The sequence below is a fragment of the Actinomyces urogenitalis genome, assembly GCF_002861525.1.
GTDB lineage: Bacteria > Actinomycetota > Actinomycetes > Actinomycetales > Actinomycetaceae > Actinomyces > Actinomyces urogenitalis.
In genome coordinates this window covers 166,111-181,861 of the sequence record NZ_PKHA01000002.1, presented here as the reverse complement: position 1 = coordinate 181,861, position 15,751 = coordinate 166,111, and the positions used below count along the sequence as shown (strand labels likewise).

13 protein-coding genes are annotated in these 15,751 nt (G+C 59.3%); 7 read left to right on the top strand and 6 right to left on the bottom strand.

Features of this window, described 5'->3' with window-relative positions:
• Positions 1-57: 57 nt before the first annotated feature.
• Both CYJ26_RS03505 and CYJ26_RS03500 read left to right on the top strand, forming a co-directional pair.
• Positions 58-1,938 carry a rhamnan synthesis F family protein gene (locus CYJ26_RS03505; protein ID WP_101637958.1) on the top strand — a complete coding sequence of 627 codons (1,881 nt, stop codon included), beginning with the start codon at positions 58-60 and terminating at the stop codon, positions 1,936-1,938.
• Entirely contained in the window at positions 1,902-3,077 is a 1,176-nt protein-coding gene (locus tag CYJ26_RS03500; RefSeq protein ID WP_244902006.1) for an acyltransferase family protein, read from the top strand. Before CYJ26_RS03505 ends, CYJ26_RS03500 begins: the two co-directional genes overlap by 37 nt.
• Positions 3,078-3,182: 105 nt before the next feature.
• Here CYJ26_RS03500 and CYJ26_RS03495 read toward each other — a convergent pair whose 3' ends face one another.
• From CYJ26_RS03495 to CYJ26_RS03470, 6 genes are all read right to left on the bottom strand, one after another.
• A complete protein-coding gene (locus tag CYJ26_RS03495; protein ID WP_244902005.1) occupies positions 3,183-4,811 on the bottom strand; it encodes a glycosyltransferase family 2 protein in 1,629 nt (542 codons plus the stop codon).
• A 2-nt stretch (positions 4,812-4,813) separates the two neighbouring features.
• Positions 4,814-5,863: a class I SAM-dependent methyltransferase gene (locus tag CYJ26_RS03490; protein WP_040319752.1), complete on the bottom strand. Its 1,050-nt coding sequence runs from the start codon at positions 5,861-5,863 to the stop codon at positions 4,814-4,816.
• Between the two features lie 43 nt (positions 5,864-5,906).
• Positions 5,907-7,103 carry an ABC transporter ATP-binding protein gene (locus CYJ26_RS03485; RefSeq protein ID WP_006549043.1) on the bottom strand — a complete coding sequence of 399 codons (1,197 nt, stop codon included), beginning with the start codon at positions 7,101-7,103 and terminating at the stop codon, positions 5,907-5,909.
• Between the two features lies 1 nt (position 7,104).
• Positions 7,105-8,028, bottom strand: a complete 924-nt coding sequence (locus CYJ26_RS03480; RefSeq protein ID WP_006549044.1) for an ABC transporter permease — start codon at positions 8,026-8,028, stop codon at positions 7,105-7,107.
• A 127-nt stretch (positions 8,029-8,155) separates the two neighbouring features.
• On the bottom strand, positions 8,156-9,133 hold the full coding sequence (locus CYJ26_RS03475; protein WP_006549045.1) for a glycosyltransferase family 2 protein: 978 nt from the start codon (positions 9,131-9,133) through the stop codon (positions 8,156-8,158).
• Complete coding sequence (locus CYJ26_RS03470) at positions 9,130-10,278, bottom strand: glycosyltransferase family 4 protein (RefSeq protein WP_101637956.1); 1,149 nt, start codon at positions 10,276-10,278, stop codon at positions 9,130-9,132. Before CYJ26_RS03470 ends, CYJ26_RS03475 begins: the two co-directional genes overlap by 4 nt.
• A 68-nt stretch (positions 10,279-10,346) precedes the next feature.
• Between CYJ26_RS03470 and CYJ26_RS03465 the strand changes: the two genes are divergently transcribed.
• The 5 genes from CYJ26_RS03465 to CYJ26_RS03445 all read left to right on the top strand — a co-directional run bounded on the left by CYJ26_RS03465 (position 10,347) and on the right by CYJ26_RS03445 (position 15,743).
• A complete protein-coding gene (locus tag CYJ26_RS03465) occupies positions 10,347-11,474 on the top strand; it encodes a glycosyltransferase family 4 protein (RefSeq protein ID WP_006549047.1) in 1,128 nt (375 codons plus the stop codon).
• Between the two features lie 141 nt (positions 11,475-11,615).
• The gene (locus CYJ26_RS03460; RefSeq protein WP_101637955.1) at positions 11,616-13,040 is read left to right on the top strand and encodes a sugar nucleotide-binding protein; all 1,425 of its coding nucleotides are present in this window, start codon (positions 11,616-11,618) and stop codon (positions 13,038-13,040) included.
• Positions 13,040-14,602, top strand: a complete 1,563-nt coding sequence (locus tag CYJ26_RS03455) for a DUF2142 domain-containing protein (RefSeq protein ID WP_145990758.1) — start codon at positions 13,040-13,042, stop codon at positions 14,600-14,602. The genes CYJ26_RS03460 and CYJ26_RS03455 overlap by 1 nt, the downstream gene beginning before the upstream one ends.
• The gene (locus CYJ26_RS03450; RefSeq protein WP_101637953.1) at positions 14,602-15,339 is read left to right on the top strand and encodes a glycosyltransferase family 2 protein; all 738 of its coding nucleotides are present in this window, start codon (positions 14,602-14,604) and stop codon (positions 15,337-15,339) included. The genes CYJ26_RS03455 and CYJ26_RS03450 overlap by 1 nt, the downstream gene beginning before the upstream one ends.
• The gene (locus CYJ26_RS03445) at positions 15,336-15,743 is read left to right on the top strand and encodes a DUF2304 domain-containing protein (RefSeq protein ID WP_048684804.1); all 408 of its coding nucleotides are present in this window, start codon (positions 15,336-15,338) and stop codon (positions 15,741-15,743) included. Before CYJ26_RS03450 ends, CYJ26_RS03445 begins: the two co-directional genes overlap by 4 nt.
• Positions 15,744-15,751 lie beyond the last annotated feature (8 nt).

Below are 15,751 nucleotides of genomic sequence, written 5' to 3'. Positions count from 1 at the left end.
CCAGGGTGCTTCATATGTGATTCCCTGGGGTCCTGTGCTGAGTACGAAGGGCTGTCCATGATCCTCGGTACTGATTCTCGCCGTCTAGGAATCTTCTTCTTCTACGACGGCGAAGGCATCGTGGACCGTTACGTCGAGGTCATGCTGGAAGGCATGAAGACCCAGCTTGCCGAGCTCGTCGTCGTCGTCAACGGGAAGCTGACTGATCAGGGTCGTGTCGCCCTGACCCGCTATGCCGATCATCTTCTTGTGCGTGAGAACAGAGGTCTGGACGCATGGGCGTACAAGGCCGCTCTTGACCACTACGGGTGGTCCGCCTTGACGCAGTTCGATGAGATCGTCCTCTTTAACGCCACCATCATGGGGCCGGTGTACCCCTTTGAGGAGATGTTCTCCGAGATGGCGGGCCGAGACCTAGACTTCTGGGGCCCCACATGGTTCCACGCCGCGCCGTCGGAGTATCGCGGTGAAATTGACGAGCTTCACCACCCTCGCCACCTGCAGTCCCATTTCCACGTCTACCGCCGCTCCCTGGTGCAGAGTCAGGCATTCCAGGACTACTGGGACAACCTGCCGGAGATGGAGACCTACCTCGACTCTGTCACCAAGCACGAGATTCCCTTCACCCGCTACTTCCAGGACCGCGGATTCAAGGCAGAGGCGTACGTCAACACAGACGACCTCGAAGGTTTCACCTACCAGCCTATTGTCTTTGCGCCGGTCACCCTGATCAAGGACAAGCGCTGCCCGATCTTCAAACGCCGCTCTTTCTTCCACGACTACGGCGATGTCCTGGACCAGTCTGTTGGCACCACCACGCGCGAGCTCTACGACTACCTGCGCGACCACACCGACTTCGACACGGACCTCATCTGGGAGAACCTGCTACGAACCAACAACCTCGCAGATCTCGTCAAGAACCTTGAGCTCACCTACATCCTGCCCACACAGGCGGTCGCGGTGCAGCCCGAGGAGAGCAAGATCGCGCTGGTCATGCACGTCTACCACATGGACCTGCTGCCCCAGCTTCTTCACTACGCCGCTTCCATGCCGGCTGGCTGCGACCTCATCGCCACTGTTGATACTGAAGCGAAGGCGCAGCAGGTGCGCGAGGCGACAGCAGGTCTTTCACTCAATGTTGAGACCATCCTCATTGAGAACCGAGGGCGCGACGTCGCTGCGCTGCTCGTGGGTGCTTGCCCACGCCTGCTGGACTATGACCTCGTCTGCTTCATCCATGACAAGAAGGTCACGCAGATCCGCCCCGGTTCCGTCGGTGAGGGCTTCGCGAAGCGCTGCTTCGAGAACGTCCTGGCAACGCCAGAGTTCGTCTCCAACGTCATCGCTACCTTCCAGGCTGAGCCCAGGCTGGGTGTTCTCACCCCTTCGGCTCCCCACCACGGGGACTACTTCCCGATCTCGGCCTTTAGCTGGGGCCCCAATGACAAGAACACCAAAGAGCTCTTGGCGTCCTTCGGGCTGCACGCTCCCATCGATCCGGACAAGGAGGCGATTGCTCCGTTCGGCTCAGTTTTCTGGTTCCGCCCGCAGGCCATTCGACCACTCTTGGAGCGTGAATGGCGATATGACGACTTCCCGGCAGAGCCACTTCCTATTGACGGTACGATCAGCCACGCCATTGAGCGTGTGTACTGCTACATGGCACAGGCTCGGGGCTACTACTCCGGCTGGCTCTTCTCCGACTCGTTTGCCCGCGCTGAGCTCACAGCCCTGGCGTATTACACGCATTCTTTCGCACGAGCGATAGCGAAAAGATGGGGAGGCAGGACAGCGATGGAGATGCTCCTTCGTCTCAACAATATGCGTAGTACACGCCAGATCGTCAAAGCCCAGGTGGCCGTTCTGGTACCGCAGGCGATGCGTCCGAGAGTGCGAGCGCTGTGGCGGTCGGCAAGTTCTATGTGGAGGAAGAGATGATGGGGGACACCGTGAGCGAGACCATGAGTTCGCGAGAAGCAGAGGTGTCCGTGGCCCCAATTGCGGCTGTTACGCAGATGATGAAGCGACGCCCACGCTTGTTCTATCTGGATCTCGTGCGTGCGTTGGCAACTTTGCTCGTTGTTCTCTCGCACTTCAATAACCCCTTCTTGAGTGACGGACGCTACCTGCTCACTAACCAGCCTTTTGGTATCTACGTGGGCGACCTCGGTGTGTCCCTCTTTCTTATCATCTCTGGTGCTGCGCTGGCCTATACCTACGAGCGCCCTGTCGATCTTCGTCGCTTCTATTGGAAGCGATTTAAAGGAATCTATCCGGCATTCTGGATCGCCTGGCTACTGGGGACGCTTTACTTCTTTGTGGCCCTCAATGGTGTACCACCGAACGCGGCTCCGGCACGTTCTCTTATCTGGACGCTCCTGGGCGTCGATGGCTTGGCAAGCGTCCTCGGATTCACGACGGCCTATTTGCTGGGTGAGTGGTTTCTAGGTTTCATCATCCTGTTCTATGTGGTGTTTCCCCTTCTATTGTGGTGCGTGGATCGCTTCCCAAAGACGTCAGCAATGAGCCTCCTCCTCATCTTCGCTGTCACCTTCGTCGTGATGAAGACCTATTTCCCGTCAATCCCGGGTTCGGTGATCCTTACGATGCGCCTGCCAGAACTCGCCTTCGGTATCTATCTCGTTCGTCATATTCGCCGAGTCCACCCGTTCTCAGCCATAGGTGCCGGCCTTGTCCTCCTGGCAAACTCGCTGTGGCCTGCGGTACTGCCCAAAGATGTGGGTACGGCGCTCGTAGGTATCTCGACTTTCCTGATCCTCGTCGCCGTGGCCCGATATGTGGCCATTGGTCCAGTCCGCCTCCTCATTGAGTGGGGGGCAAAGTACTCCTACCCGATCTTCCTGGTACACCACGTCGTCATCATGCGTTTGTTTATGGTGATGGATACCAGCGCTTTCCTCCCCATTCAGTTCGCCATGATGTTCCTGGCCTCCCTGATCATCATCGCGGCTCTGGCTGTCGCCCTTGATCACTTGGTCAAGGCCGTCGTCGCTTTTGTCACCAAGGCCTTTGAAGGTCGGTGGTGGAGACCTCTCGATAGGGCTGTGCTTTCCTAGGCCACTGAACTCATCCCCTTGAAGCATGTGCATCGCCGAGGTCTGCGCGTGGGAAGCCACAGAGCCTTCTGGCGCGCAGACCTCGGCGATGCACGACCCTCTTTCCTATTGAGGGCCGGCGGCCCCTGTCAACAGTCGTAACGCCTTTTGAATCTCCGTCAGTTCTGTGGTCGCGAAAGGCATATAGGGGTCAGTCTTTGGCTGCTCCCAGCGATCCAGAATGAACTGGTGCTCCCATCCGTGCACTGTATTGACCCGCGACTTGGATTCAAAGTGATAAGCTTGCACGTCGTGGAGCCATACCATGCGCTTACCCTTATGCTGCAGTTTAAAGGCAAAGTCAACGTCGTTGAAGTTGCTTGGCAGGTCAAGCGTAAATCCTCCGATCTCCTCGAAGGTTTCGCGACGTGTAGCCACAGCAGCACCGGTCAGGCCGCTGACTTCGTGATCGACACATAGTTCAGCAAAATGACCGGGATCTGTCTTTTGGGCGCCGAGATAGGGGTGAACGAATTCGTTGTCTTGGAATCCAAGGCCTGCGTGCTGAATCGTGGAGTCCTCATAGAAGAGCAGAGCACCTGTTGCTGCGACATCTTCTTCAACGAGCGGGGCACATAGTTCCTCAACGAAACGATCAGAGATGATCTCCGTGTCATCGTTCAAGAAGACAACAACATCACCTGAGGAGGCGAGGAAGCCTCGGTTGCACTTGTCGGAGAAATTGAAGGGAGCATCGTAAGGAAGCAAAGTGAGCGAGGCGCCTGCGACTTCTTTGAGCTCAGTCAGGACTTCTTGGGGGGTGTCGAGGTCATAGACGACGACGATCTCCAGCTGCTCATGCGAGGTATGAGTCAGCAAAGAGCGAATAGCGTCGACGACGAGGACACGACGCTTGCCCCAGATCCTGCCTTGTGTTCCGCGCGTTGGAATGACCACGCTTACGAGCGTGTCTTCAGGAAGCTCACGGTGCAGGTTATAGGTGTATGGAATTGTAGGGTGTGGTTCAGCGGTCATCGTTGCATCCAGGCCTACTCGCTCCAAGTGTGCTTGGACTGCCTTCAGCCCTGCTACGCTGGCGTAGTCCTTGGCGGTGGAATCTCCAGCGGTGGAGCCAGGGACGATACGCCAGTGATATAGGGTGCGGGGGACATGGACCACTTCCTCGCTGATCTCGGTCACGCGTAAGGCGAGATCATGGTCCTGAGAGCCATCGAACCCTTCATGAAACCCTCCGACCTGTGTGACAAGATCGTGGCGGAGTCCTGAGAGATGTCCGAGATACATCTGGTGACGTAAACGTTCTGGCGACCAATCTGGCTTGCGAAATTCCTGTGACAGGTTGCCGTCGTTGTCGATTTTGTCTTCATCGGTGTAGATGTAGCCCGCTCGAGGATGAGCGTCAATGGCTGCCTTGATGACCGTCAAAGAGTCGGGAACAAGAAGATCATCATGATCGACCAGGATTATCCAGTTGCCCTTGGCGCGGGCAAGCGCATCATTGGAAGCAGCGACGATATGACCATTCGTCTCTCGCTCGACGACGTTAATGCGCGGGTCACGCTGTGCCGCTCGGCGAAGCACCTGAAGGACTGCCTGATCTCCTGAGGCATCATCGACAAGGATCCACTCCCAATCCTCACAGGTCTGGGACCGGACAGACTCAATAGTCAGTTCCAGGTGATCGGGGCGTGGCTTGTAGACCGGTGTAAGGATGGAGAAAAATGGGGCGCTCATGTTCACTCGCCCTTCTTAAACCTACGCAGAGTCTTGCGTACTGCCCGATAGGTAACGCCCTCAATGGTCCTGTCTAGTCGAGAGTGAGCACGCACGAGCTGATCGTGCAGCGCAATGGCCTCGATCTCGCGGTCATTAAGCTGTTTCTTGAGCAGAGCAACCTGGGCCTGAAGACCAATGATTTTGTCGCGAGTCGTCAGCGTGTCGTATCGCTGCTGGGCTGTTGTCTCAAACAAGTGCTCACGGCGCTGGCTCACAAGGTTTTGATGGGCTTCGAGGCGGTGGCGTTCAGCATGTTGGTCATAGGGGCGCGACGCAGGTGCCTCGCGGATGACAGCAGGCAGGGGAGCATTAGGTGGTGTCTGAGGTGAACAGGTGAAAACGTACTGATAGTCGCTTGTCCCGTCCTGGTTGCGAACCCATTCAACAATCGACCCGGGCAAGCCTGCGTCGTCAATCAAGACCTCGGTGTCTAAGACCTCACGGCTAGTCGCCTTGATCTCACTAATCCCCAGGCCGCATGAGCGGATGAGCTCAGCAGCTGAATTCAGCGTGAAGAAACGCGTGTGAGTGCTATCAAGCAGTCCCTCCTCAGTATATCTCCACTGGCCCTGAAGCAGAGAGAGACGCAGCGCGCCGTGAGCAACATTTGGCACTGAGATCAGAACAACACCCTCAGTGGCTAAGAACTCAAGGGCCTCACGAAGAAAAGTAGCAGGCTCGGTGAGCTGGTCGATAAGGTCTCCCAGACAGATCGCGTGAAAGGACTCGTTGGGTGCCACATCACGAAGTGCTCCCACCCACGAGCGCTCCGCCAAATCTGCCTCGAGGGTGCGTGCCATGCGGTCCTTAGCAATTGCGAGCGCCTCAGCGTCTCGATCGATACCTGTGACATGAAAACCTTGCTCAGTGAGAGCCGCGCCGAGGTCTCCTGCTGCACAGCCAAGATCAAGGACGCGGGCTCCCCGCGGGCACAGGGCGTCAATCTGCCTGGCGATGATGGCTTGACTCGAATTCGGTTCGCTGAGGTCGACAATTGTGCGGTATTTCAAGGTGGACTCCTAATGAAGTGTTCAAAAGATCGTAGGAGAAATATCAGGCTGGTGAGACAGACAGCAACGGAATTGAATTGATATTTCCGATCGTGAGGCCTGGTCCGTGCACAACGAAACTCAGGGCATCGTTTGCTTCGGCGATGGGAGTCATCGTCTGGTCGAGAACAGCGAGGGTTACCTTGTACTCGCCGTCACTGAGCTGAAGATCTTGGAGAACGACCTCAAAACTGCCGCTCTCGTGGAGCCGGGGCAAGCGGTGATTGAGCAGCTGTGAGTTTGTGCCAATCACGGAGGCGCCCTCCGTGTTGGATACCATCATTGACAGCACCCAGCCTTCAGGTAGACCGGAAGGCGCAAGAATCGTGCCGCGGATGATCAGCGGATTTCCTGGTGCAATCTGTCGCCTGCCGTGCGGGTCAAGAGTTGCGTCGATGTCGACGTTTTTGAAACTCAGACCAGTGGAGGATCTGGTGACAATAGGTGCCACTGTCCTGTTAGCCTCGATGATCTGCTGATACTTATTGCGCAGGCTTGCCATCACCATGTTGGTAGAGCCATCCTGAACAACATGACCGTGATCGAGCATAATTGCGCGATCGCACACCTCGCGTACTTGCTCCTCGGAGTGAGAGACTAGGACGATGGTGCGTCCTTCTTGCTGGAACTGCCGGATCTTTTCGAGGCACTTACGCTGGAAAGGCTCATCGCCTACCGCAAGAACCTCGTCGACCAATAAGATATCTGGGTCGACATGGATAGCGACTGAGAAGGCCAGGCGTACGTACATGCCGGAGGAGTAGAACTTCACCTGGGTGTCGATGAACTCTTCGATCCCGGAAAAGTGGACGATCTCATCAAAGTGTCGCTGAGTTTCTGCTTCCGACAGGCCCAGGATTGCTGCGTTGAGGTAGATGTTCTCGCGGCCAGTGAGGTCTGGGTGGAATCCGGCCCCAAGCTCTAGCAGTGCGGCTAGACGACCTCGCAGGCGTACCGAGCCACGATCGGGGGTGAGAATGCCCCCGATCACCTTGAGCAGAGTCGACTTGCCCGAACCATTAGCACCTACCAACCCCACGCTCTGGCCTGCAGCGATCTCGAGAGAGATGTCATCGAGGGCCCAGAAGTCCTCACGATGTCTCCGTGAGGCCCGGGCGTTGACAACACGTTCTTTGAGGGACTTGTCCTTATGGACGACGAAGCGTTTTCCAATGCTTTCTGCGGAGATGACAGTGGTCATGTTAGAGCTCCTGAGCAAAGTTGCGCTGAAGGACGGCGAAAAGACGCTGCGCCAAGCCGAGGCTGATCAAGCCGATTACCAGGCTAACGCTCATGCGAGTAAGGAGGTGCGGCGCGAGAACCTGGTCTGCCCCCGCTCCCCACATGGAGCGTTGGAAGCCCATGACGACTAGGGTGACAGGGTTAGCGAGGTAGAGACCCTCAATCCAGGACGAGCCGTGTGCCACCTTTGTCACCATCTCCCAGGAGTAGACGATAGGAGAGGCCCACATGCCGACTATGAGAGCAATCTCGACGAGGTACTGAATGTCTCGCAGGTAGACATTAAGAGCAGACAGGGCTAGGCCCAGGGTGAGGGCCCAGACAAGTAAAAGCACCAGAGCGTAAGGCAGGTAGAGGAGATTGGCTCCAAGCTGTGGTGGCGTCGCATTGCTGGTGAGAGGCAGGATCGTGACGGCGAGAACGAGGATCATGAATTGCATCAGGAAGTTAAACAATGAGGCGCCGGCCGCGGAGATTGGAAAGATCTCCCTGGGGAGCTGAATCTTCTTGATGATCCCTGAGTTATTGATAATTGAGGCAGTGGAGGTCGAGATGATGTCTGAGAACAACTGCCATGCGGTGAGACCGGTGAAGACATAGATAGCGAAGTCTGGGATAGAGCGCTCGGCACCCATAATGCGCCCTAGGACCAGGACGTAGATGAGGAGGTTGACGAAGGGCTTGAGAAGGCTCCACAGGACACCGAGGACTGAGTCTTTGTATTTGGCCCGAATCTCACGTCGAGTAAGGCGTCGAATGAGATCTCGGCGACTCCAAATATCATGAAGGGATTCACCAGTACCCTTGAAGAAACCTGCTGGAGGGGTTGCTGCACGCATTGGCTCCAGTGCTAAACGCTCAGCGCGTTCCGAGGCGGTGGTCACCTGCGTTCCTCCTTGACCTGAGCTTGTGCCGTCATCGCGCTGTCCGCGAGACATTGTGATCCCATGGCGCAGCACTGTTGCACAGGAGCATAGCGGTTTCGAATCTGAGGCTGCGTGCTCGGTTGTGTCAGTGCGGAGGCTTGAGGCTCTTGTCCGTGAGGCGCCTCAGGGCTTCTCGGAGACCCTGAGCGACGGGACCTCTCAACCCCGTGCGGAGGGCCCGCACGATGGTGCGGACCAGTGCATCGAGGAAGACCACGCGCGAGGCGTGGTCGGCGGCCACGAGGAGCCGGTTTCGGGTATTGACACGGATGAACATCTCCGAGTTCGTGCCCGATGACGCCGAGTGCTCGTGCTGCGCCACTGCTTCCTCCACGAAGCGCACTTCATAGCCTGCCTGACGTAAACGGTAGGAGAAGTCGCTGTCCTCGTAGTACATGAAGAGGTCTTCGCGAAGCCCTCCGAGTTCTTTCCAGGGCTGTGCGGCGATGGCGCAGGCCCCGCCACAGATGCCGAAGACCTCCGCTGGTGCGTCGAGCTGGCTCACGGGAGTGAGCCAATCACGGTCATATCCGTTGCCGTGCCGGTCGACGACATTGCCCGTGGAGTTCACGAGCTCTACGCCTTCTCCCTGCTCACCAACAGTGGTCCTGGTGCCCTCATCCACACGAGTCCACAGCCTACCGTCGAGGGCGCGCTCGCCTTCTTCGCCTGGTAGCGCAAGGCGCCAACGGCCCGTGAGCAGCAGGAGCGCCGTCGTCGCCCCGACAGAGCCGCCGAGACCTCCCAGCAGGGCAGAGAGGAAGCCCGGTCTGGCCACAGCGTCGTTATTGAGCAAGACGAGTGCGTCTTCCGTGAGATCTTGCGCTCCGAGATTGACGCCGGCCGCAAAGCCACCATTTGTGGCGGCTTCAACGACCTCGAAGCCGGCCTTGCGGATGCGTGGGGCAGAGCCGTCCCCAGATCCGTTATCGACGACGACGAGACGGTCCCCCTCACTCAGCTGCGACTGAAGTGAGCGTGCAGCCTGGATAGTGAGATCGCTCTGGCGCCAATTGACGATGACGATGCGCGCGCTGGGGCGCCTGCCCTGTACGTCCTTCACCGGGCGATCTCCTCATAGAGCGCGAGATGGGAGGCCGCAGAGGCTTCCCAGGTAAAACGAGCGGCCTGTACCCGCCCTGTCTCGACGAGCTCATCGTGGGCACTGCCTGCCGCTAGGACGAGCTGCGCGGCAATATCTTCTGGTGAGGAAGGATCAGCGAGCAAACCAGCATCTCCCACAACTTCCTCCATGCATGTACCGCGACTGGTGACCACCGGTGCCCCGTAGGCCATGGCTTCTAGGACGGGGAGGCCGAATCCCTCCCAGTGCGAGGGAAAGGCGAAGGCACGTGCTCCACGGTAGGCGCCAGCAAGGTCGTCATCAGACAGCCGGCCCAGCACATGGACTCTTGCGCGCAAGGCCTCTGGTACGGGCTGCTGGGTCGAGTCTTCGCCCCATCCGGCCGGGCCCACGAGGACCAGGTCGAGATCAGGTAGATGCGGCGCAGCTAGCTCAAAAGCAGCCAGTAAACCCCGCAGGTTCTTACGTGGCTCACGTGTGCCGGTCCACAACAGGTACGGACGGGTGAGGCCGTAAGTCTGCCGGAAGGACTCCACATGCGCTGAGCTGACCGTCCGGGGGCGAACACCATGTGGGATCACCTCGATGCGCTCGGCCGCAATACCGGCATCGACACAGTCGTCAGCGGTGGCCCTAGACGGGGCGATGACGGCGTCGGCGTGGGCGATGGTTCGAGCCAGGCAGCGGCGGAAGTAGGCGTTGCCTCGGTGAGTGAAGTGCTCGGGTGATCGGAGGAAGGCCAGATCATGGACAGTGACTGCCAGGGGCAGGGTAGTGCCCGGGATGGCCCACGTCGTCGCGTGCACCACCTCACTGCCTGGCAGGAGGGCCTCTGCACGTGGGTAGCCACCGTGGTTCCAGGATTCATAGAGGGCCAGGCGAGGCAGGCGTGAGGAGCGCAGAGGCATGGCTGCCGGCAGTCCGACGTCGGCGGGGTCGAGCGAGTCCCCATGATGCGCTGTTAACCCGGCGATTCGTGCCCCACGTGCCAGTGCGGCCTGAGCGAGCTCGGTGATGTACGTGCCGCTCCCGCCAGGGACGGGTTGGTACATCTGCTCCACCACCATGGCGACACGCGGCGAGGCGGCAGAGGGCGAGGGCGTCGTCGAAGGCGAGAGGCACATGACCCTAAGGGTACGGGCAGGGTGTGTGCCCCAGCACTGTGCCTCGTTTCCTCGCTAGTCTCAGGTCCATGAAGGTTCTTCTCGACGCCACGGCGATCCCCGCCAATCTGGGCGGTGTCGGCCGCTACGTGGATGATCTTGTGCCGGAGCTGGTGGCAGAAGGCGTCCAGCTAGCGATGGCTGTGCAGGAGCGCGACGTCGAGCACTTCTCCGCCAAGGTGCCCCAGGCCAGGCTCTTCGCTGTACCGCCGGCCTTCACCAACCGTGGGGCGCGCATGGCCTGGGAGCAGACGGGACTACCGGAGCTCATCCGCCGCCTGCGGCCCGATGTACTGCATTCTCCTCACTACACCTACCCGGCCTTGCACCGGGTACCGCTGGTGGTCACCTTGCATGACGCCACCTTCTTCTCCCACCCACAAGCCCATACGCGTCTCAAACGTCGTTTCTTCACCCGTGCCATCCGCCGTGCTGTGCGTGGCGCGGATGCCCTGGTCGTCCCTTCGGCTGCTACGCGGGATGAGACCTTGCGCTTCGTCGACGGCGACCCTTCACACTTCTACGTGGCCTATCACGGAGTGGATACCGAGGTCTTCCATCCTGTCGACGATGCTGAACGGGCTCGTGTGGCGGCCTCTCTGGGCTTGGAGGGAGGCGACTACATCGGCTTCCTCGGGACGCTAGAGCCGCGCAAGAACGTGCCGAACCTCGTCCGAGGGTGGGTGCAGGCTTTTGAACACGCTCCCGAGCCGCCTGCCCTGGTCCTGGCTGGTGGCAAGGGGTGGGATGAGGGGATCGAACCAGCGTTGGCTCAGGTTCCCGGCCATATGACGGTGATCCGTCCCGGCTACCTCCCGCTTGAGGACCTGCCAGGCTTCCTGTCCGGCTCTCAGGTGCTGGCCTACCCCTCAATCGCTGAGGGCTTCGGGCTGCCTGTGCTGGAAGCCATGGCATGCGGTGCGGCAGTGCTCACCACGCGAGAGACCAGCCTGCCGGAGGTCGGGGGAGAGGCCGTCGCCTATTGCGGCACGAGCGCTGAATCCATCGCGCAGGCCCTAAGTGACTTGGCCGCTGATCCATGTCGGCGAGCAGCACTTGGGACCGCGGCGCAAGAGCGGGCCGTCAGCGGACAGTTCACCTGGCGTGCTTCTGCTCGCGCCCATCTTGAGGCATACCACGCGGCTGCGGCTGCGTGAAGCGATTATGCTGACGCAGTGCCACGGGGTCTGCACGTGCCCCATGTGCGCAGGGACGTAAAGTTGGCACGTGCATGGATTGCTCCCAGATCTGTGCAGGCCTTCGATGAGCAGCCCACGGATTTACTTCGGATGGAGACTATGAGCGACACCAAGCCCTTGGGGATCGAGACCACGCCCATTCCGGGCTTCCTGCGCATCGACCTCAGTGTGCACGGGGACAACCGCGGCTGGTTCAAGGAGAACTGGCAGCGGGAGAAGATGGTTGCTCTTGGCCTTCCAGACTTCGGTCCTGTCCAGAACAACATCTCGTTCAATGACGAGGTGGGCGTCACCCGCGGTATCCACGCTGAGCCCTGGGACAAGTTTGTTTCTGTCGCGACGGGCCGAGTCTTCGGTGCCTGGGTGGATCTGCGCGAAGGCCCTTCTTTCGGAACGGTCTACACCACCGAGATTGACCCGTCTGTGGCTGTCTTCGTGCCTAAGGGTGTGGGTAACGCCTACCAGACCTTGGAGCCGAACACCGCCTACACCTACCTTGTCAACGACCACTGGTCGCCTGAGGCGCGCTACACCTTCTTGAACCTTGCCGATGAGACGGCCAACGTACCGTGGCCTATCCCGTTGGAGGAGGCCGTCCTCTCTGACAAGGACAAGGCGCACCCGCGTCTGGCTGAGGTCACGCCCTTCCCGGCGCCTGAGACTGCTGGCCGTCGCGTCCTGGTGACTGGTGCGAAGGGCCAGCTGGGTCGAGCTCTGATGGCTCAGCTCCCCAAGGCTGGTTTCAGTGCCACTGGTGTGGACCTGCCGGAGATCGACATCGCTGATGCTGCGGCCCTGGCCGAGATCGACTGGTCTGACTACGACGTCATCGTCAACGCCGCGGCGTGGACTGCTGTCGATGCCGCTGAGACGGCTGAGGGGCGCCCGGCTGCCTGGCGCGCTAACGCTACAGGTCCCGCGAACCTGGCTCGTGTCGCCTCCGAGCACGCACTGACCTTGGTGCACATCTCCAGCGAGTACACCTTTGATGGCGCGCAGAAGATCCACACCGAGGACGAGTCTCCGAGCCCCCTGGGCGTCTATGGCCAGTCGAAGGCTGGTGGCGACGCTGCTGTGGCTGCCACCCCGCGCCACTATCTGGTACGTACTAGCTGGGTGGTCGGCGATGGCAAGAACTTCGTCAAGACCATGGCGGGCCTGGCCGAGCGCGGCGTGAAGCCCTCAGTGGTGGGGGACCAGACTGGTCGACTCACCTTCACGACGGATCTTGCTGCCGGCATCATCCACCTGCTCACCACACAGGCCGAGTACGGTACCTACAACCTCTCCGGTGAGGGGCCTGTGGTCTCATGGTTCGAGGTCGCGCGCCGTGTCTACGAGCTGCTGGGCCACGACCCGAGTGAGGTCACCAGTGTGAGTACGCAGGAGTACTACGCCGGCAAGGAAGGTATCGCCCCGCGCCCCGCTCACTCCGCGCTAGACCTGAGCAAGATCAAAGCCGCCGGCTTTACGTCGGCGGACTCGATGGCGCGTCTGGAGGCTTACGTGGAGACACTTTCGTGATGGTTAAGTCTACTGTGGAACTGTGTGAGGAAGTGAGTGCAAGACCTGTCGTTGCTCGGCGAGCGCAGGGTGAGAAGTCTGGGCGGCGTTCCTACTTCCTCTATTTTGCGGCGCTTCTTGCCATGTTGCTGACCGGCCTCGGATGGGCGGTTGCTTCTCCAGTTGCTTCATCGCCTGACGACGACTATCACCTGGGCAGTATCTGGTGTCCGCGACCAGTTGCGGAGCATTGCCAGACCACAGAGGGGCAGGATGGGACTTGGATCAGTGTTCCTGAGGGTGTGAGTCCCCGGGCGATGACTTGCTATTCCTTTGAGACCGCTAAGTCTGCTGCCTGCGCTTCGGGCATGAAGGATGATCGATACACCTATTCATTCCGCTATGACGATGGTGGTTATCCCGTTGGTTACTACCAGTTCCACCACTTGTTGATTGGTAAAGATATAGAGAGCTCCGTCGTCCGGATGCGAGCGGTAAATGTGCTCATCTCCGTGATATTGATCGGGGCGATCTCGGCGATGTCTCGGCCTTCCGTGCGCCGCGCCATAGGGCTAGCGGTTGCGGCGTGCTGGTTTCCGATGGGTGTATACTTTATCGCCTCCAACAATCCGACCTCGTGGGCAATCGCCGGTCTTTTTTCCTTCACGACGGCTGCCTTTTCTGCCGCGCAGTCGCATGGATGGCGGCGCTGGGCGCTCATTTCTGCGGCAGCGATAGGGGCGATTCTGTGTCTTTCTTCACGTTTTGACGTGAGTTTTTACATGCTTGTCGTGGCCCTTGCCCTCACCTTCGCGATCCGATGGAACTTCAGGTCGCGCTGGCCTGAGTTTGCTTTTATGTGGATGGCGGGCCTGTGGGGCGTGTATTCAATGCTCGGAACCACCAATCAGACCGCCCTCCCGACCAACGGTGGAGGTAGTGGAGGCGGAGCGGGGTTCTCTCTACCAAACTTCCTCTGGGCACTTGCTTCAGCGCCGCGTTACCTTGCTGGATTCTATGGTTCCAGTTGGTCGCCTGGATGGGTTGACGTCCCCACTGGCGAACACGCTCCTTACGCCTTGTCCTTGATTGCAGCAGGTGCTGTTCTCATGGTGGCTCTCAGGCGAGGCAGTCTAAGGAAGTGGTTCGCGGCTCTCGTGATATTTGGTGCTCTTGTCTGCTTGCCGGCTGTTTTCCACGGGGCTGGCGTGTTTCCTGTCCTCTTTGGTTATCAGGCGCGTTATATCTTGCCTCTGTTTGGAGTTCTTTTCTTCTTGCTCCTTGCTCTAGACCTTGACGATACGGCTCTGCTCAGCCGACCGCAGCACGTGGCCATAGTGCTTCTTATCGGTGTTGCACACTCGCTGACTCTATACATCACGATTCTTCGTTTTACTCGCGGTGTTTTAGGGGGGCAGCCTCGCACGCTCTTGAATGGGATCGAGTGGTGGTGGGATATGCCAGTCTCACCTTTTGCTGTGTGGGTCGGCACCAGCCTTACGGCTTTTGTCTTCCTGGCGATTGCGCTGTCTGTTGCGCGACAGAATTTGTCCTTCAACACTAACTCGGGGACGAGGGCCTGATGAATCACGTTCTCGTCATCATTCCTGCCTGGAACGAGGAAGCAGTTCTGGGATCCGTCCTGGACGAGATAAAGGAGCGTGCACCTGAAGGGGCCGAGATTCTTGTTGTCTCTGATGGGTCCACGGACCGCACCGCGCGCATTGCTCATGAGGCAGGGGTCAAGGTCCTTGACCTACCGTTGAACCTCGGCGTTGGCGGAGCCATGCGTGCTGGCTATCTCTACGCCGAACGTCACGGCTATGACTATGCCGTCCAGCTCGACGCTGACGGCCAGCACGATCCGGCCGAAATTCCCGCGCTACTGGCTGCTGCCGAGCGCGAGGATGCAGATCTCGTCATTGGTGCGCGCTTCGCTGGCAAGGGAACCTACGAGGTGCGTGGCCCGCGCTACTGGGCCATGGTCGTGCTCGCGGTGATCCTGTCCCGTATCTGTGGCATAAAACTTACAGATACCACCTCCGGGTTCAAGCTTGCTGGCCGCCGAGCAATCGCCCTCTTCGCCCGTGAGTATCCTGCCGAGTACCTCGGCGACACTATTGAGGCTCTCGTCATCGCCGTACGTTCGGGACTCACCATCCGGCAGGTCGCCGTCGAGATGCGACCTCGTGCGGGTGGTACGCCGTCGCACAATCCTCTTCAGGCCGCACGATTCCTTCTTCGTGCTTTCCTCGCTCTCGGGATTGCTCTGACTCGTCGCTATGACGCCAACCTGCGTGAGGACGGTGACCAGATATGAATCCTGCCTTCTCGACTTACCTACTGGGACTTCTTTTTGGCCTCATCGTTCTCGGCGCTGTCTTCCTGCGGATGCGCAACTCCGGGATGAAGGAGGGCTATGCCACGTGGTGGATCGTCATTGCGCTCGGCAGTCTTTTCTTCTCTGTCGTACCCGGAGCCCTGAAGCGCCTTTCCACCCTCTTGGGCGTGCAGGTGCCTCTCAACCTCGGTTTCTTCACTGCAGGCATCATTCTGCTTCTGCTTTCCCTGCGCTTCAGCGTGGACTTGTCCCAGGCGAGTGAGGACCGTCGTCGCCTCACTGAGGAAATTGCTATCTTGCGGGCGGAAGTCGATGAGCTTAAGGCGTGCTCCGCCGTCGAGAATGAGGGTAGTCAGGAAGATACGGCTGACGGCGCAGCCTGAGCGGGCCG

Excerpts from the sequence above, each read along its gene's own strand:
- CYJ26_RS03455 (WP_145990758.1), top strand. The coding sequence starts at position 13,040 with ATGGTTAAGTCTACTGTGGAACTGTGTGAGGAAGTGAGTGCAAGACCT.
- CYJ26_RS03485 (WP_006549043.1), bottom strand. The coding sequence starts at position 7,103 with ATGACCACTGTCATCTCCGCAGAAAGCATTGGAAAACGCTTCGTCGTC.
- CYJ26_RS03505 (WP_101637958.1), top strand. The coding sequence starts at position 58 with ATGATCCTCGGTACTGATTCTCGCCGTCTAGGAATCTTCTTCTTCTAC.
- CYJ26_RS03470 (WP_101637956.1), bottom strand. The coding sequence starts at position 10,278 with ATGTGCCTCTCGCCTTCGACGACGCCCTCGCCCTCTGCCGCCTCGCCG.
- CYJ26_RS03450 (WP_101637953.1), top strand. The coding sequence starts at position 14,602 with ATGAATCACGTTCTCGTCATCATTCCTGCCTGGAACGAGGAAGCAGTT.
- CYJ26_RS03465 (WP_006549047.1), top strand. The coding sequence starts at position 10,347 with ATGAAGGTTCTTCTCGACGCCACGGCGATCCCCGCCAATCTGGGCGGT.
- CYJ26_RS03495 (WP_244902005.1), bottom strand. The coding sequence starts at position 4,811 with ATGAGCGCCCCATTTTTCTCCATCCTTACACCGGTCTACAAGCCACGC.
- CYJ26_RS03460 (WP_101637955.1), top strand. The coding sequence starts at position 11,616 with ATGAGCGACACCAAGCCCTTGGGGATCGAGACCACGCCCATTCCGGGC.
- CYJ26_RS03445 (WP_048684804.1), top strand. The coding sequence starts at position 15,336 with ATGAATCCTGCCTTCTCGACTTACCTACTGGGACTTCTTTTTGGCCTC.